The following is an 18,354-nucleotide window of genomic DNA, read 5'->3' on the forward strand; positions in this document are numbered from 1 at the left end:
AAAAATCAATTCAGTTGTGAGTCCGTAGCAATGGAGGTTGCCGTGCAAGTGGCGTTAGTGCGGCTGCTTTTTGCCGGACTTACACCACCGACATCTTTGAAGATTGGCGAACTGTGCCAAGCTTCAAAGTGAGGTTCGAGACCGCTTTTTGGCTCGAACCGTTCGCCACGGCTACTGGAATTGCTACGGACTCACAACGACAATTCCAAATTCACCAATCTTTGGAAAGACCCCATTAAGTGTTCAAAAAAGCCAACCAGCACTTGGCTGATTGACTTCAATTGAAACTTATTTAACGGGCATGATGGCACCCTTGTAGTGCTTCTTGATCCAGTTTTGCGTGCTCTTTGATTGTAACGCCTTCATCAACTTCTTGATGGCTGGTTTGTTTTGGTCACCCTTACGAACCGCCACGATGTTCGCATATGGTGAATCCTTCTTTTCAAGCGCAATCGCATCTTTGTTAGGATTCAAGCCAGCTTGAACCGCGTAGTTAGCGTTAATAACCACCGCATCAGCGGTATTTTGCTTGTAAAATGTTGGCATTAACTTAGCTTCGTACGTGTGTTTAAAGACAATATGCTTCTTGTTAGTCTTGATATCAGAGAAGGTGGCTGTCGTAATGTCGGTCCCCTTCTTCAACGTGATTAAGCCGGCATCCTTGAATAAAGTTAAGACCCGACCGTAATCGGAAACGTTACTACTTACTAAAACCGTGGCACCATTCTTTAAGTCTTTTAAGTTCTTGACCTTCTTGGAATAAACCCCGATTGGTTCCAAATGAACCGCACCAGCTGAAACTAAGGTACCGTTGTTTTCCTTGTTCCAGTTATCTAAAAATGGTTTGTGTTGGAAGTAGTTGGCATCCAATTCTTTAGCAGCTAAGGCCTTGTTAGGTAAGACATAATCTTGGAAGACTTTAATCTTTAAGTTGATGCCTTCCTTTTTCAATTCTGGTTGAATATGCTTCAAGATTTCAGCATGTGGTACCGATGATGCGCCAACCGTAATGGTGGTCGTTTTACTTGAAGATGATGATTTTCCACAGCCAACTAATAAGAATGCCGTCGCTGCAATCGCTAATAACCCTAAAATTCCCTTTTTTCGCATAATGCAAAATCCTCCCTAATGTGTATCACTAAAATTATTTAGCGCGCTTATCAATCCGTTTAACCGCAAAGTCCCCGATGAATTGGAAGATAAACACGATGATGACGATAATAACCGTAGCCACCATGGTGACTGCGTTGTTGTTTGATTGGAAGCCATCTTGATAAGCCAAGTTACCAAGCCCGCCGGCGCCAATCGCCCCAGCCATCGCGGTATAGCCAATTAAGGAAATCGTGGTGACCGTAATTCCTGAAACTAACGCTGGCATACTTTCGGGTAACAAGACTTTCCGAATGATTTGCCAGCGGGTCGCGCCCATTGATTCAGCGGCTTCAATAACGCCATGGTCGAGTTCGTGGAACGCTAATTCAACCATCCGGGCGTAAAATGGCGCCGCGGAAATAATCAATGATGGTAACGCCGCCCGGGGGCCAATGATGGTGCCGACTAATGATTGCGTGACCGGTAACAGTAAGACAATCAAAATGATGAATGGAATCGACCGGAAAATGTTCACGAATAATGACACAATCCAATTTAATAATTTAGCAAAGAAATTATTGCTGTTGGTCGTTTCAAACAGGAGTAACCCTAACGCCACCCCGAAGATTGCCACGACGATGGTCGACACTATCGTTAACCAAATTGTTTCCCAAGTCGAAGTCATCATAGCGTTCCAGTCGACGTTTGAAAATTGAAAATAAGATGATAAACCTTGACTATTCACGATTGAGGACCTCCGTTTCAACCCGCATCTTTTGCAAGTAAGCTAAGGCGCCATCTAATTGATCTTGGTCACCTGAAATTTGAATATACAGCGTCCCAATGGCGCCTTCTTGGGTTTGATGAATCGCCCCTTCGATGATATTCAAATCTAACGAGTACTGCTTCAACATTTCAGAAACAATCGGTAATTGGGCTTGGTCGCCGTGGAACGTTAATTGAACAATTGTCCCTTTTGGATACTTTTCGAGTAATTCATCGACGACCGCGGTGGTGTCATGCAATGATGGCGTCACTTCTTCGTTCACGAAACGCTTGGTAACGGCTTGTTTTGGTCGTTTGAAGACTTCTAAAACCGGCCCTTGTTCGACGATTTTTCCATTTTCCATGACCGCGACATGGTCCGCAATTTTACGAATCACGTGCATTTCATGCGTAATCAAGATAATCGTTAAGTTCAATTTTTTGTTAATATCGAGCAACAAGTCCAAAACTTCATCGGTCGTTTGCGGATCAAGCGCGCTTGTCGCTTCATCGGAAAGTAAAATTTGCGGGTCGTTGGCTAACGCCCGGGCAATCCCAACCCGTTGCTTTTGCCCCCCGGAAAGTTCGGATGGATACGCGGTTTCACGTCCACTCAAACCAACCAGTTCCGCTAAATGTTCCGCCTTTTGCTTAGCCTCGGCTTTGCTGTTACCCGCTAATTCCAACGGGAACATGATGTTTTGTAACACCGTGCGGGACCATAACAAGTTGAAATGTTGGAAGATCATCCCAATCTTATGTCGTTGGTCACGGAGCGCTTTACCGGTCAACGCGGAAATTTCCACGTCGTCGATATTAACGCTCCCACTAGTTGGTCGTTCCAGTCCGTTCAGCATCCGAATTAACGTACTCTTCCCGGCACCCGAATAACCAACAATTCCGTAAATGTGGCCATCTTCGATTTTTAAATTCACATCTTGGACCGCATGTACGGCACCTTGCTTGCTATCAAAGGTCTTGGTGACATCTTTAAATTCAATCAAGTTGCTTCCTCCTTATGTCCACTCCGTCTCACCCCGCATTTGCCGGGGCCAGCTAATCATATTCTACGTTTTAATTGCCAGTGATAAAAACAAAAAAGCTTCTCGTCTCAAGTTACGATAAGTATCATAACTTGGGACGAGAAGCTTTTGGTCTCGCGGTACCACCCAGTTTTACAATTTGCTCACACAAATTGTCTTAGGAGTTAATATTAACTCCGCACGTTAATGGATGCGACCCAAACCTAGCTTACCGTAGCTCACCAGATTTCATTAATTCAAGACCATCTTCCGCTTCACGATTAATCTCATTGCACCAACCAGAGACTCTCTTAGTAATCGCAGCCACGTACTCTTCTTTTCAAAATGACATTTTTTAATTGTTTATTAATGTAACGAGTATACCGACTGCCAATCTGATTGTCAACCCCTGATAGTTATTAATGCGCGGTGTGTTTTGGATGCCGCTCATCGGGACTAGGTTGCGCGCTGTGGGGCGGCCTTGGTGCCAAAAAGCGGTCACCAAGGCGCTTTTCAGCCCGGCCAAAACCCTTGCCGGTCTAAAAAGACGGCCCCAATAATTGGTCGGCCAACCCCACCGACAAATTATTGCGACACAGCGCGCAACCTAGTCCCGACGAGCTAAATGGCAATCCTGAGCTTGATAAATCAGCAAATTGAAAACATTTTGGTTTGAGATTCATAATTTTCAATTAATTGGATTCAAGTTCTAAACATTAACTAATAGTTTTTGCATTTAACTTGCTTGAAAAGGTGCCTGCATAATAATCAAATCACTAATATATATTACAAAAACACTCGGCCCGCTCCAGACATTGGCGAATCTACCACTAACAACTCATCATCGGTCATATAAATCGGCAAATTTGAAGGGACTTCCTAGAATTAAACTTACGTGAAACCAGCATATCGGACACTGATAAGCCAATTAATCGCCACGTTCTCTCATGGCACAATCCATTTAGTTGTGCGTCAGCGATAATGGAAGTTGCCGTACAAGTGGCGTAAGTGCAGCTATTTTTGATTAAACTAACTGCCATCAAAACTGAGCTGAAATTAGCAATTAGCTGACCGTAATGGAATCGTCCTGAAAGTGGCGTTAACGGGCGTTTTTTGCCCGTTTACACCACGGACGCCTTTTGAGACTTGGGTTTCAGGCTCAAAAGCGAGGTCCAAGACCGCTTCTCAGGCTTGGACCGGTCCCAGGACGATGGAATTACGGTCAGCCAATTGCGGCAATAACCAACTTCAAAGTGAGGTTCGAGACCGCTTTTTAGCTCGAACCGGTCGCCACGGCTACTGGAATTACTGCTGACTCACAACGGCAATTGCAAACAAAAACAGGACCAGCTCCATAAGAAGTCGATCCTGCTTTTTAAAAGTGCTTATTCAACGTCGATTAACCAAGCTTCACCGTCAACTTCACTGTTTAAGACACTGAAGTCCTTAGCTAAGGCTGGGTTAATGGCGGCAACTTTCCCACTGATGGGGCAGTTGAATTCAGAAACAGCTTTGGTGGCTTCGACACTCAAAAATGCTTGCTTTTGACTAACTTTGTCCCCCACTTCAGGTAACTCAGCGTATTTGACTTCGCCTAAGGCTTCGTGGGCCGCTTTGGTAAACCCAATGCGGGTGTGACCGTCAACATCTTTAGTCCAAAAATAAGTTGCATCTTCATTCATATCAAACACCATGCTTTCCTTGAATTATTATTCGAACCGATCGTTACGACTGAACATGTATGACTTGTAATGGAACCGCATCGACATCATTAAGCCGATCCCGGCCATATTGGCAATTAACGCCGAACCCCCTTGACTAATAAATGGCAAAGGAATCCCAGTCATTGGTAAGAGGCCAATACTCATCCCGATGTTTTCAAAAACGTGGAATAAGATCATCATAATGACCCCGGTTGAAATGTACGCATAAAATTCGTTTTTCGTATCAAAGGTCACGCGGATCATTTGATAGATTAACAAGAAATATAACAAGATGACAACGGTACAGCCGATAAACCCAAAATCTTCCCCAATTACGGAGAAAATCATATCAGATTCACGAACCGGCACCGTGACGTGGGACACGTTGAAGCCGCGGCCGGTAATTTGACCGGAACCAATGGCCTTCATACTTTGCCAAACTTGATAAGCGTTGTTTGACGTATCGGTTGAAGGATTCAACCACGTATCAATCCGGGCGAATTGGTAAGCTTGGAAACCTAATGCTTCCAAAATCTTCCGCCCACTATCCGAGATAACTAAATATAACGCCGAACCGGCAATCGCAAAGACCACCGCAAACGTTGGTGCTAAGATGCGCCATGAAATCCCTGAAACTAAGATGGCCCCACCTAAGATGGCGAAGAAGACCAACATCGTCCCAAAGTCATTTTGAAGCTTCAATAACACGGCTACCGGCACCATGTAAGCAAATAATTTTCCAATTAATAACCAGTCACTCGCCCGGGTATGAACCGGGTTTTCGGTGTTGTGCATCGTCACGACCCGGCCCATCATTAAGATGAACGCCGGTTTCATGACTTCAGAAGGCTGGAAGGTCAAAGAACCGACCGCAAACCAACTTTTCGCACCAGTACTTGCATACATGCTGCGACTGTACAACACCAGCACGGCGGCTAACAGGAAAATCCCAAACCAATAAGCAATTGGTGCTACTCGCCATAACTGTTCTGAGTCAAACTGCATAATAATGACGGCTAAAGCCGTCCCAATCACGAACCAAATCACCTGCGTGACCACTTGTTTGGTCACGTTCACGGAACTAGAATCGTGAGTGGCAGCGACGTAAATGGCGGCTAACCCAATTAAGCCCAACATCATCACTGAAAATATGATACCGTAGTCAATTCGCGACTCTTCTTCTTGACTACGTAGTCTCGATTGTTCTGCCACAATATTGCTCCTTAATTTTCCTAAGATAAGCTTAATTATACAACAACCTGGTGCCGAAATTTCGGAACCAGGTTGAAGGTTAAACAAAAATTAGCCTTTATGCAAGTGATAAGCCGACAAAACTTCTTGTAAGCTTTCATCAAATGATTTTGAATGCGCAAAAGGTTGGGAGTCACTGGCCATTTCGGCTTCGTAACGTTCCCCAGCTTGCGTAATCTGCCCAATCATTTGCTTGCCAATTAAGACTTCCGTAACCGTTTGACCATTAACGGTCGTTTCGTTCAAAGTTACAGAGATGGCTTTATCTTTTTTAGACATTACTTTTCCTCCTTCGTCAGCGGATTGCGGCGCAGTGAAAACTTCGCTGGTACGGGATCGAACCCGCCCTTCACAAATGGCTGACACCGTAAAATCCGCGCCGCCCCCATTAAACTGCCTTTGAGGGCGCCAAACCGGTCGATAGCTTCAATCGTATACGCCGAACAAGTCGGCATATAACGACAATGCGCCGGTGTGAAGGCGGAAAAAGCGCGCTGATACCAGCGAATACTGCTCATTAACATGCGTTTCATTGGCGACTACTTTTTGTTTTTGGCAGTCTTTTGCATGTGTTCCAATAAGATTCCGGCCCCTTGCGCCACATTATTCAATGGGTGTTCGGCCACAACTACTGGCACTTTTAAGTTTTCGCTGATTAATTGATCCAAACCACTTAACAACGCGCCCCCACCAGTTAAAGTAATCCCGCGGTCGATAATATCGGACGCGATTTCTGGTGGTAAGGTTTCCATCACATGATGGGCGGTGCTAACAATTTGCATCAAAGTTTCGTGAATGGCTTCTTCGACTTCATTCGAATCGATATCGATGGAACGTGGCATCCCCGTTACCGTATCACGACCACGGACCTGCATCACTTGGTCGGCGTCGCCATCTTGTTTAAAGACTTGCGCAATTTGGATTTTAACTTGTTCCGCACTGCGTTCCCCAATCAACAAGTGATGCTTGTCTTTAACATAGTTGACAATATCTTGGTTCATGCGATCCCCAGCCATCCGTAATGAACTAGAAGCCACAATGTCACCTAATGAAAGGACGGCAATATCACTCGTCCCACCACCGATATCGATGACCATGTTACCGCGTGGTTGGAAGATATCCATGCCGGCACCAATGGCCGCCACTTTAGGTTCAACTTCCAAATACACTTTATTCCCACCTGATTTTTCAGCGGCTTGTAAAATCGCCTTACGTTCAATTTCGGTGGTGTTCGTTGGTGTACAAATCATGATACTTGGTCGTGACATGATTCCCCGAACGTTTAATTTTTTAATAAAATATGACAACATTTCTTCGGTAACGTCAAAATCTGAAATTACCCCGTCCTTTAACGGCCGAATTGCCCGGATGTTGCTAGGCGTTTTTCCGACCATTTGATAGGCTTCGGACCCTACCGCTAAGACTTGATTCGTGTTAGTATCAATGGCAACAACTGAGGGTTCATTCAGCACAATGCCCTTACCTGACACATAAATCAAAACATTGGCAGTACCCAAGTCAATACCAATATCTAAAGCCATGTTTTTGCTCCTCTCAAACATTACAATATACGACTAATCATTATACCATACTCAATAGTTGATGAGAACACAGCTCGTGTTGCCGGGGTATTTGCTGTTGCCGCCGGTTGCCAGTAGGTCAGCGCGCAGTGGGCAGACCGGGGGCCAAAGCGCGGTCCCCAGGGCGCTTTTGAACCGGGCCATAACCCACTGTCCGTTTCAAAAGACGGCCCCACACTAATTCATCAGCTATTGAGATTAGCTTAATCTAATTTAGGCTTAATCGTCGCGCCGTTTTGACCATTCGTCTACCGTCAATGAATAGATGACTTCATCACGATATTCTTCGTTAACTAAGATGTTTTCCCGCAAGGTCGCGTCTTGATGATATTGACGACGTTCCACCACGCCGCGACTGTTTTTATTATTCACATCGGCACCGACACTCAACTTGTGCAAATCAAGTTCGGTAAAGGCGATTTCTTCGACGCGTTCCAGTGACTTGGTCATGACCCCTTTACCGACAAAGTCTTGGCCTAACCAATAACCGACTTCACCACGATGATTGATGGCACTAATGTTATGAATATCGATCATCCCGGCAACTTCCCCATCAACTACGATAGTCGCAATAAAGATTTCGCCTTTGGCTTGTTTAGTCAACATCCGTTCAATAAAATTATGTTCATCTTGAACCGTAGCAGTCGCATCGACCCAAGGCATCCATGGATGTAAATAGTCCCGATTAGCGTCGACCAAATCAAATAATGGTTCCGCGTCGGCAACTTCGGTTGGTTTTAATGAGATATGTTTGTCAATAATATTTATAAACATAAGATCCTCCTGAATTTTATGATACTTATTTTCATCTATACTCGGCCGTTATCTTTATTATTACTGCGTCCAGACAATGACAGCGTGACTATGCCGACTTCAAACTCATTTAACAACAATCCTGCATCATCAAATAGTCAGTCATAGCATAACGCACTAATTGTTGAGATTGGCAGTAACAACCATTCTAAATTTAAATCGGGTAGCTAAATATCTTAGTACATCCACAAGTTGCTAATAGCAAGATGCCATTATGACATCCAGTTTAGCTGGAGGACGCCCGCATTGTCGTCGTGTCGCGATACTGTGCGAGCGAATTTTGCTCGGACGGTATCGGGGCCGTCTGCAGCGACTTGCATGCTTTGTGGCAAGGCGTTGCAGCGCCCTGAAGCCCGCACTTTGGCTTCAGGTCTGCCCCACGACGACAATACGGGCGTCCGGAAGCGAACGACTAATCCAACCCCACTATTTTCAGAAAAAAGCCTTCAAAAACGATTTTATCGCATTTTGAAGGCTTTGTAAGCTACTTTATCATTTTAATTGTTATTCAGCGGCTTCGTTGGCAAAATCAGGGTTCAAAGCGTAGACGGATTCGTCCGGCACATTGATGCGTTTGATTTCAGCCCCGAGCTTGGCGAGCTTGCCGTGGAAGTTGAAATAGCCGCGATCCAAGTACTTCAAGTTCGTGACTTCCGTATACCCCCGACTGACTAAGCCGGCAATCACTAACGCTGCAGCGGCCCGTAAATCGGTGGCCGTCACTTGCGCGCCATTGAAATTAGTTGGCCCATACATAATGACTGAGCGCCCTTCAATTTTAAAATCCGCGTTCATCCGGCGGAGTTCATCCAAATGCATGAAGCGATTCTCAAAGACCGTTTCCGTTAATAAACTCGTCCCTTGGGCACAGAGTTGTAAAATGGTCATTTGCGGCTGCATGTCGGTTGGAAAACCGGGATGCGGCATGGTCTTCACGGACGTTGGTTTGAGCTTCAACGGGCCAATGACCCGAATGCCACCCGCTTCTTCTGTAACCGTGACACCCATTTCGCGCATTTTAGAAATCAAGGGTTTGTTATGTTCCGCAATCGCATCTTCAATTAAGACATTGCCTTGCGTGACCGCCGCGGCAACCATAAAGGTCCCAGCTTCAATCCGGTCTTGCACGATACTGTGGTCACAGCCTTGCATGCTGGTGACCCCTTCAATCCGAATCGTTTCGGTCCCAGCACCAGTCACGTTAGCACCCATTTGATTTAAAATGTTGGCTAAGTCAACGATTTCTGGTTCGCGGGCGACATTTTCCATAATGGTCGTGCCTTCAGCTAACGTTGCCGCCATCATGATATTTTGCGTGGCACCGACACTTGGGAAGTCCAAGTAAATGTTAGCGCCATGCAACCGATCAGCGGTCGCTTCCACATAGCCATCGTGGCGTTCAATTTCCGCCCCTAAGGCATTCAAACCTTTGAGGTGTAAATCAATCGGCCGTGACCCAATCGCACAACCACCAGGCATGGCCACCTTAGCGTGCCCTAAGCGCGCCAAAAGTGGTCCCATCACAACGATGGACGCCCGCATTTTTGAAACATACTGAAACGGCGCTTCCGCTGAGAGCGGTTGACTCGCATCAATATCAATAGTTTTATTAATTTCATCAAAATCGACTTCGGTATTTAAAAACCGTAAAACATTATTCATCGTAAATACGTCTGATAAAACGGGCACGTTAGTTAAATGTGTCCGACCTTCACTGGCGAGTAAGCCCGCAGCTAAGATTGGCAAGACCGCATTTTTCGCGCCTTCGATATGCACACTACCAGTCAAACGTTGACCGCCATGAACAACAATTTCCTCCATGGATAACCCTCCATCACAAAACGATTATTAACAAACAAGCTATGGTACTTTCGGATTGCGTCTAAAAGCTCTCAACAGAATTGCTAAGATCGTGTTGCTGACGTCATTCCAAAAACACGCAATATCCGAGCCTGTCATGTGCAGTCCCAGTTAACAATAACTGGTCCCAATCAGCAATCCAAATGTAAAAAATTGACTAACGAGGGCTAACCGCACTTGTATGCGTAAAACGCGCAATGGCCTTAATCCTTGTTGGTTTCCTAATCATCATAACATAGAAAGCCCTTCAGCAAATATTACATTTTACAATTCTGTTACAAATTTAACATTTTTGTTGTTTGCTTATGAATGGTTAATTAATTACGAATCCGACCCACGAATTCCGAGCAGAATAACGACTCCGTAAGCGTATTTGCTTGAGTTCCCAGCCAACGTTTCCCACCGCTGACTTTGTACTCAAACGAGCAATTTTGTAATGTTACAAATTGAACGAACACTTTTTTTATCTATGTCCTTGTTAATTGTTTACATAATCATTGGTTAGAAGCTAATAACTTTTAGCTAAGTATACCGATTTGAATTTTCGAAAATCTAGTTGAAAAAACTTAGCATTTTTATCATTCGGAACCGAACACCGGCTACCGCGCGTCACGTAAAAATAATTCTCACTCCCGTAAACATTCAGTTTCCAAGACTTCTCATGAACACTTCCCGCTATCGCAAATTGGATTCGGCATGACTTGGATATCAAGTAATTAATATTTTTGTTAACGGTATGCAACCATACTGATATTGGCTAGTCACGCAACCTTAATCAGAAACGATAAATATAGCCATTTAGTTATAACTCGGTCAACTCACTTTCAGAAAAGTTTAACCGGGCCACAATACACATGTCAGTTTCATCACCACCATCGCTACTGAATCAGTAGGTAATGCTTTGGCAATATTGGCTAACACTATCCTGCTACTACCACACACTGTGATTATCAAAAATCAATTTAGCAGCCAGCTGACCGTAATGGAAGCCGCCGTGCGGGTGGCGTTAACGGGATGGTCTATATCCCGTTTACACCACGGACGCCTTTTGAGACGTGGGTTATCGGCTCAAAAGCGAGGTCCAAGACCGCTCTTTGGCTTGGGCCGGTCCACATGCGGCTGGAATTACGGTCAGTTGGCTGCGGCAATCGCCAACTTCCAAACAGAACGCCCTCCCCAACCAACTGAGTTGTTGCGGTGGCGGGCACTAGGTGGTGCGCCGTGTCGCGAAGATTGGCTGGCGAACTATCCAGCCAGTCTTCGGCGCCGTCTTTTACGACTCGCGGTGGACTCTGGCGAGGCGTAAAAGCGCCCTCAAGACCGCCCTTTGGCTTGAGGTCTGCGCCACGGCGTACCGCCTAGTGCCCAGAACCGCCACAACGGCAACCACCCACCATCCCCAAACCACAAACCACAAAAAAACAAAGACCACAAAAAAAGCATCCACAACCGAATTGGTTGCAGATGCTTTGAATGGACCACGAGTGACCGTAATTAACGGTGCGCGACGTGGAGCCGGTTCATGGCCCGTCGCAGAGCGACTTGGGCGCGTGCTAACTCAGCATCATCATGCTTTTGTTGTGCTTCTTGAATCCGACCTTCAGCTCGTTTCCGAGCATTTTCAGCCCGCGCAACATCGATATCATTTTGACGTTCAGCACTGTCAGCGACGATGGTCGCAACGTTGTCACTGAATTCAACAAAACCACCATTAACGGCAATTTCATCGTCTTCTTGATCTTTTTCGATTTGCTTAATGCGGATTTCGTCAATTGCTAATGAAGCAATGACGGGCATGTGATTCGGCAAAATCCCTAATTCACCGTTAATTGAACGCACAATTAACATGGGTGTCTTACTTTCATAGACCTGACCGTCGGGAGTTACAATACTAACGGTAATTAAGTTGGCATTATCAGCCATAATAACCCCTCCTAATCAGTGACCATTGATTTCGCTTTTTCGACCACGTCTTCGATCTTCCCAACTTGACGGAAGGCATCTTCTGGTAGGTCATCATATTTACCATCAAGGATTTCTTTGAAGCCCTTGATCGTATCTTTGATAGGCACGTATGAACCAGGTTGCCCAGTAAAGTTTTCGGCAACGAAGAAGTTTTGTGACAAGAAGAATTGAATCCGACGCGCCCGAGCAACAACCGTCTTTTCGTCGTCAGATAATTCATCCATCCCTAAGATTGAGATGATATCTTGCAATTCACGATAACGTTGCAAGACCCGTTGGACTTCGGTCGCAACATGATAGTGTTCTTCCCCAACAATTGATGGGTCCAAAGCAACTGAAGATGAAGCTAACGGATCAACGGCTGGGTAAATCCCAATTTCAGTTAAAGAACGTTCCAAGTTGGTCGTCGCGTCCAAATGGGCGAAAGTCGTCGCTGGCGCCGGGTCGGTATAATCATCGGCAGGCACGTAAACGGCTTGAATCGACGTGATGGAACCTTTTTTAGTTGAAGTGATACGTTCTTGTAATTGACCCATTTCAGTCGCCAACGTTGGTTGGTAACCAACGGCTGAAGGAATCCGACCAAGTAAGGCGGAAACTTCAGAACCAGCTTGGGTAAACCGGAAGATGTTATCAATAAATAACAAGACGTCTTGGCCGGCAACATCACGGAAGTATTCCGCAATCGTTAACCCAGTCAAGGCAACCCGCATCCGGGCACCAGGTGGTTCATTCATTTGACCATAGACCATGGCAGTGTTCTTCAAAACGCCAGAGCCCTTCATTTCGAAGTAAAGGTCATTACCTTCACGAGTCCGTTCACCGACACCGGTGAAGACGGAAATCCCGTTATGTTCTTGGGCGATGTTATGAATTAATTCTTGAATTAAAACGGTCTTACCAACACCGGCACCACCGAACAACCCAATCTTACCACCACGAACATATGGTGCTAAGAGGTCGATAACTTTAATCCCAGTTTCCAAAACTTCGGTACTGGTCGTTAATTCATCATAAGCAGGCGCATCCCGGTGAATCGGGTTCCGTTCTGCATCTGGACCAAATTCTGGGCCACCATCAATGGTTTCTCCTAAAACGTTAAATACCCGACCTAACGTTTCTTTACCAACGGGAACGGTGATTGAAGAACCAGTATCTTCAACAGTCATACCCCGCCGTAAACCATCCGTACCGTCCATTGCGACAGTCCGAACGACCCCATCACCTAATTCCAATGAAACTTCAACCGTTAAAGTTGAGTCGTCATCTTTTTGGATGATTAAGGCGTTATTAATATCAGGTAACTTGTCGTCTAGAGAGAATTCAACGTCGACAACGGGTCCAATAACTTGTACAACTTTACCTGTACTCATTAGTCGTTAATTCCTCCCAATCGTTATTCTTGCGCTACCAAACCACCAGTAATTTCGGTGATTTCCGTCGTAATAGCAGCTTGACGGGCGCGGTTATATTTAAGATTCAATTTATCAATTAAATCGCCAGCATTATCTGATGCCGCCTTCATCGCAGTAGACGAGGAGGCGTGTTCAGCAGTTTTGGCATCCAAGATAGCACCATAAACTAGACTTTCAGCGTATTGCGGTAAGACCGCTGACAAGATTGCTTCTTCTGAAGGTTCCATTTCATATTCAGGACCGACATCCACCCGCTTGTCTTTAGCTTTACGGTTATCTTTTTCACTTTGTTCAAAAGTTTCTTCTGAAATTGGGAGCATTTTAACGGACCGGAATCCAGAAGCTAAACGGTTAATAAAGTGATTGTAAAAGACATACAATTCATCAAAAACTTCATTATGATACATCGAGGTAACTGTTTTAACGATTTCACGAACTTCTTTGAAAGTTGGGACGTCCGAGACGCCGCGGTATTCAAAAGCCACATTTAACCCATTTTTCTTATAGAAATCCGCACCGGTGCCACCAACCGCCAAAATAACAGCATTGTCAGCATTCAAGTCGTGTTTACGCATAAAGTCGTTGGTCTGTTTTAAGACCTTACTGTTATAGCTACCCACGAGCCCTCGATCTGAGGTAATGACTAACAAGCCAGTTTTTTTGACCGGCCGTTGGGACAACAATTCACTAACCGAAATAGTATTAGAATCGCTGCTTTTAACACCAGTACTCGCTGACATCAGATGAGCTTTAGCAAGATGTGAAACGATGCTTTCAACCTTGGAAGCATACACTTGATACGCGCCAGTATGCTTTTGAATCTGGGTCAACTTGGAAGTTGAGACCATTTGCATCGCTGACGTAATCTGGTGGGTCTTCTTGGTTGAGTCAATCCGGCGCTTGACATCCATTAATGATTCTGCCATGCACTACTCACCATCCTTTTCAGCCATAGCTATTCGGCAGTTACAGCGGTTGGCTGGAACTGCTTTGCAAATTCATCCAATGCCCCATTCATTTGGTCAGCATCTGGTAATTTCTTAGTCGAAACAATCGTATCAAATAAGTCTTGGTGGTTGGTCCGAACGAAATCAAACAATTCAGTTTGGTAACGAGCGATATCATCAACCGCCACCTTGTCGACGTAGCCATTAGCTAGCGCATACAAGATCACAACTTGTTCTTCAACCTTTAATGGTGAATGGACAGGTTGTTTCAAGACTTCCACGATCCGTTGCCCACGGTTCAACTTCGCTTGCGTTGCCGCATCCAAGTCAGAACCAAATTGTGAGAAGGATTCCAATTCATGGTATGAAGCCAAATCCAAACGTAAAGTCCCAGCAACTGACTTCATCGCCTTGATTTGCGCATCCCCACCAACCCGAGAAACGGAAGCCCCGGCATCGATGGCTGGACGCACACCAGAATAGAATGAATCGCTATCCAAGAAGATTTGCCCATCAGTGATGGAAATAACGTTGGTTGGAATATAAGCCGAAATATCCCCAGCTTGCGTTTCAATGATTGGTAAGGCCGTCATGGAACCGCCACCCAAATCATCATTCAACTTAGCAGCCCGTTCGAGCAACCGTGAATGCAAGTAGAAGACATCCCCAGGATAAGCTTCACGACCTGGAGGACGACGTAAGATTAATGAAAGTTCACGATAAGCGGTCGCTTGTTTTGATAAATCATCATAGACAATCAAAACATGCTTGCCATTGAACATGAACTCTTCACCCATTGCCGCCCCGGCATATGGTGCCAAGTAAAGCAATGGTGCTGGTTCTGAAGGACCGGCAGTAACGACGATCGTATAATCCATCGCGCCGAGTTTCTTCAAAGTTTGAACTTGAGCGCGGACCGTTGAATCTTTTTGACCAATAGCGACATAGATACAAATCATATCTTGATCTTTTTGGTTCAAAATAGCATCAATTGCCACGGAAGTTTTCCCAGTCTTACGGTCACCGATAATCAATTCACGTTGGCCACGACCAATTGGTACTAAGGCATCAATGGCCTTAATCCCAGTTTGAAGTGGTTCGCTAACGGATTGCCGTTGCATAATCCCAGGCGCTTTATGTTCAATTGGCCGAGTCTTATCGGTCTTAATTTCACCTAAACCGTCAATCGGTTGGCCTAATGGGTTGACAACCCGACCAATCATGGCGTCCCCAACAGGAACTTCCATGATACGACCAGTCCGTTTAACAGTATCGCCTTCACGAATACCATCAAAATCACCTAAAACAACGATACCAACATCGTTGCTTTCAAGGTTTTGCACCATCCCGTAAACCCCATTATTGAATTCAAGCAATTCACCTTGTAAGGCGTTGTCGAGTCCATGGGCCCGGGCGATCCCATCACCAACATAGGTGACAGTACCGGTTTCAGCAACTGAGAGCTCAGTTTGATAACTTTCTAATTGTTGTTTGATTAGAGCACTGATTTCTTCAGATTTAATGCTCATAAAAGTTTCACCTCTTCGTAAAAGACTTACTAATTGTTGATGAGTGTGCGGCGTAAGTTTTGCAATTGCAAAGCAACACTACCATCAAAAGTTTGATTATTTGATTTCACGATGACACCACCGATAATATCTGGGTCGACTTTTTGAGTTAACCGAACTTGTTCGGCACCGACCCGTTTACCAAACGCATCGCCAATGGCTTGCGCTTGTGCATCGGAAAGTTTAACCGCGGATGTTACTTCAGCATGCACAATTTTTTGACTTTCATCATAGCGTTGCACATACGCATCAATAATTGCGACTAAATCCAACATGCGGCCATAATCATACAACATCTGAATAAAGTTTTTAACATATTCTGAAGCATGGTCGGTCAAAGTCGATAGCAGGACTTGCTTTTTGTCAACCGAAACTAACGCGCCAGAAAGGACTTCTGCTAGTCGCGGATTATCAACAAAAACTTGCCGTAATTGCTTCAATTCGGCTAAGATTGCTTCAGTCTGATTTTTTTCACTTGCCAATTCAAAAAGTGCTTTTGAATAACGATTGGCAACAGTCATTTTATCAAGACTCATGCTTTCCCAACCCTTCAATATAAGAATTAATTAAAGCTTGTTGGCCTTCAGGGTCCAATTGCTTCTTGATAATCTTCGTCGCAATTTGGATTGAAATGTCAGCAACGTCAGATTGAACGTTTTTTAAGGCGTCCTGACGCTCCTGTTCAATATCTTTACGCGCCATTTGCTTATACTGCGTTGCTTCGTTTTGAGCGTCAGCGACGATGTTAGCACGTTGTTTTTCACCGCTAGTTTTAGCGTCCGAAACAATTTCACTAGCTTCGTTACGTGAGTCCGCTAAGGCTGCTTTACGTTTGTCGGCTAATTCACTCGCTTCTTTGCGAGAGCTTTCAGCAGAATCAATGTCATGAGCAATCTTTTCGGCCCGTTCGTTCATCATCTTAGTCGCAGGATTCCAGGCAAACTTGGCAATCAAAGCCATTAAAATCAGGAAACTCACGGCGATAAATAACATATCGCCAAGATACAAACCGGATGCACCGATAACTAAATGCGAGAGCATCTATTGACACCTCCTTCTTCATTTTTCAATAAAATGAACTCGTCTTAAAATGGTTTACTTGTTCATAACCATTAAGGCAACAACGAAGGAAATGATAGGCATCGCTTCAACTAACCCAACACCAATGAACATGTTCGTCCGTAATTGACCGGACAATTCTGGTTGACGGGCCATACCTTCAAGCATCTTTGAAATAATTAAACCATTACCAACACCAGCACCAATAGCGGCACCACACATCGCAATACCTGCAGCAATTGCTCCCATAATCTGTGTATCCTCCTTAAATTTAAAAAACAAAAAATTGTCTATTCCTCAGGCGAAATCTGTTGAGAAATATAAACCGAAGTTAAAGTGACAAACACGAATGCTTGCACACTACCGATGAAGACTGAGAACCCTTGCCAGGCCAGTTCAAGCGGCAGTGCATAAATGTAACTGATCCAACCATTGCCTGTAGCAATACCACTAATTAAAGTAAGCAGCATTTCACCGGCAAAAATATTCCCGAACAACCGTAACCCTAACGTTAAGAAGTTAGTGAACTGTTCAAAAAGATTAATTGGTAACAACAACGTGAATGGCTTCATGAAACCTTTTGCATATCCCTTGATACCGTTTTTGGCAATACCGGAGAAATGCGCCAACGCAACTGTCATTAACGCTAACGTTAATGTAATAATTGGGTCGGCAGTCGGACTCTTCAAATACGTATAACTACCATATTGGACATGAATAAATAGCCCCATTTGGTTAGACACGAAAATGAATAAAAATGCGGTAAACGCAAACAAGCCGTAATGCGAGGCTTCGTTACCTTTGATCGAACCTTTGACAATGCCATTCGTGAACTCGATGAGCCACTCCAAGACATTTTGTCCACCTTTAGGCTTAAGCGCTAAGTGTCGCGATAATGCAAACACCACACCAAACACGATTGCACATGCCACTAGCACAGAAATCATATTCGCGACATTAAACGTCAGACCAAGGAATTGGACGGTAGGAACTGGATCACCCACTGAATATCACCTCTTTCCTTAATTTCGGTGTTCACGATAACCTTAACGTGTACATCACATAACGTCAATTGTATCGAAACATGAAATAGTAAATTAGGGTCGCCCCTAATCAAAATACAATGGTAATAATACCACCACTCCATTAAAAATTCAAAATAATTTCAACTTTTTATCAACCCACAAAAACCCCTCAACGACAAGGCTTCACGCCTTTTTCGTTATTCAGGGTTTTCATAAAGTCGGTGCAATTTTCAATTTTTGGTAGATTGTAAAATTAATCCGAACGCTGTTCGGACAAAAAAGATCAGCT

18 protein-coding genes are annotated in these 18,354 nt (G+C 44.6%); all 18 read right to left on the reverse strand.

All coding sequences use genetic code 11. From position 1 onward, the window contains the following. Positions 1 to 288: 288 nt before the first annotated feature. Positions 289 to 1,110 (reverse strand): MetQ/NlpA family ABC transporter substrate-binding protein, encoded by an 822-nt coding sequence (locus tag DY78_RS15375; protein WP_024625370.1) that lies wholly within the window; start codon positions 1,108 to 1,110, stop codon positions 289 to 291. A gap of 34 nt (positions 1,111 to 1,144) precedes the next feature. Beyond that, positions 1,145 to 1,837, reverse strand: a complete 693-nt coding sequence (locus DY78_RS15380) for a methionine ABC transporter permease (protein WP_024625369.1) — start codon at positions 1,835 to 1,837, stop codon at positions 1,145 to 1,147. Next, entirely contained in the window at positions 1,830 to 2,861 is a 1,032-nt protein-coding gene (locus DY78_RS15385; RefSeq protein ID WP_024625368.1) for a methionine ABC transporter ATP-binding protein, read from the reverse strand. The genes DY78_RS15380 and DY78_RS15385 overlap by 8 nt, the downstream gene beginning before the upstream one ends. A gap of 1,403 nt (positions 2,862 to 4,264) precedes the next feature. Continuing rightward, positions 4,265 to 4,561, reverse strand: a complete 297-nt coding sequence (locus DY78_RS15390) for a glycine cleavage system H family protein (protein WP_024625367.1) — start codon at positions 4,559 to 4,561, stop codon at positions 4,265 to 4,267. A gap of 27 nt (positions 4,562 to 4,588) precedes the next feature. Continuing rightward, entirely contained in the window at positions 4,589 to 5,794 is a 1,206-nt protein-coding gene (locus DY78_RS15395; RefSeq protein WP_024625366.1) for an FtsW/RodA/SpoVE family cell cycle protein, read from the reverse strand. Positions 5,795 to 5,884: 90 nt separating this feature from the next. Then, positions 5,885 to 6,112, reverse strand: coding sequence for a DUF2969 domain-containing protein (locus DY78_RS15400; RefSeq protein WP_024625365.1), 228 nt, complete (start codon positions 6,110 to 6,112; stop codon positions 5,885 to 5,887). Beyond that, positions 6,112 to 6,366 (reverse strand): membrane protein insertion efficiency factor YidD, encoded by a 255-nt coding sequence (gene yidD / locus DY78_RS15405; RefSeq protein ID WP_024625364.1) that lies wholly within the window; start codon positions 6,364 to 6,366, stop codon positions 6,112 to 6,114. The genes DY78_RS15400 and yidD overlap by 1 nt, the downstream gene beginning before the upstream one ends. Positions 6,367 to 6,372: 6 nt before the next feature. Then, positions 6,373 to 7,374: a rod shape-determining protein gene (gene mreB, locus DY78_RS15410; protein WP_024625363.1), complete on the reverse strand. Its 1,002-nt coding sequence runs from the start codon at positions 7,372 to 7,374 to the stop codon at positions 6,373 to 6,375. Between the two features lie 258 nt (positions 7,375 to 7,632). Continuing rightward, entirely contained in the window at positions 7,633 to 8,187 is a 555-nt protein-coding gene (locus DY78_RS15415) for a GNAT family N-acetyltransferase (protein ID WP_024625362.1), read from the reverse strand. Positions 8,188 to 8,730: 543 nt separating this feature from the next. Then, complete coding sequence (gene murA, locus DY78_RS15420; RefSeq protein ID WP_024625361.1) at positions 8,731 to 10,047, reverse strand: UDP-N-acetylglucosamine 1-carboxyvinyltransferase; 1,317 nt, start codon at positions 10,045 to 10,047, stop codon at positions 8,731 to 8,733. A gap of 1,533 nt (positions 10,048 to 11,580) precedes the next feature. Continuing rightward, entirely contained in the window at positions 11,581 to 12,009 is a 429-nt protein-coding gene (locus DY78_RS15425; protein ID WP_024625360.1) for a F0F1 ATP synthase subunit epsilon, read from the reverse strand. 11 nt (positions 12,010 to 12,020) lie between these two features. Next, a complete protein-coding gene (gene atpD / locus DY78_RS15430) occupies positions 12,021 to 13,424 on the reverse strand; it encodes a F0F1 ATP synthase subunit beta (RefSeq protein WP_024625359.1) in 1,404 nt (467 codons plus the stop codon). Between the two features lie 23 nt (positions 13,425 to 13,447). Beyond that, complete coding sequence (locus tag DY78_RS15435) at positions 13,448 to 14,392, reverse strand: F0F1 ATP synthase subunit gamma (RefSeq protein ID WP_024625358.1); 945 nt, start codon at positions 14,390 to 14,392, stop codon at positions 13,448 to 13,450. A gap of 29 nt (positions 14,393 to 14,421) precedes the next feature. Then, the gene (gene atpA / locus DY78_RS15440) at positions 14,422 to 15,942 is read right to left on the reverse strand and encodes a F0F1 ATP synthase subunit alpha (RefSeq protein ID WP_024625357.1); all 1,521 of its coding nucleotides are present in this window, start codon (positions 15,940 to 15,942) and stop codon (positions 14,422 to 14,424) included. Between the two features lie 29 nt (positions 15,943 to 15,971). Beyond that, on the reverse strand, positions 15,972 to 16,517 hold the full coding sequence (gene atpH / locus DY78_RS15445; RefSeq protein WP_024625356.1) for an ATP synthase F1 subunit delta: 546 nt from the start codon (positions 16,515 to 16,517) through the stop codon (positions 15,972 to 15,974). Next, on the reverse strand, positions 16,507 to 17,022 hold the full coding sequence (gene atpF / locus DY78_RS15450) for a F0F1 ATP synthase subunit B (RefSeq protein ID WP_024625355.1): 516 nt from the start codon (positions 17,020 to 17,022) through the stop codon (positions 16,507 to 16,509). Before atpF ends, atpH begins: the two co-directional genes overlap by 11 nt. A gap of 54 nt (positions 17,023 to 17,076) precedes the next feature. Beyond that, positions 17,077 to 17,289 carry a F0F1 ATP synthase subunit C gene (gene atpE / locus DY78_RS15455; protein WP_024625354.1) on the reverse strand — a complete coding sequence of 71 codons (213 nt, stop codon included), beginning with the start codon at positions 17,287 to 17,289 and terminating at the stop codon, positions 17,077 to 17,079. A 41-nt stretch (positions 17,290 to 17,330) separates the two neighbouring features. Further along, entirely contained in the window at positions 17,331 to 18,044 is a 714-nt protein-coding gene (atpB, locus tag DY78_RS15460; protein WP_024625353.1) for a F0F1 ATP synthase subunit A, read from the reverse strand. Between the last annotated feature and the right edge of the window lie 310 nt (positions 18,045 to 18,354).

The organism is Lactiplantibacillus fabifermentans DSM 21115, from assembly GCF_000498955.2.
Lineage (GTDB): Bacteria > Bacillota > Bacilli > Lactobacillales > Lactobacillaceae > Lactiplantibacillus > Lactiplantibacillus fabifermentans.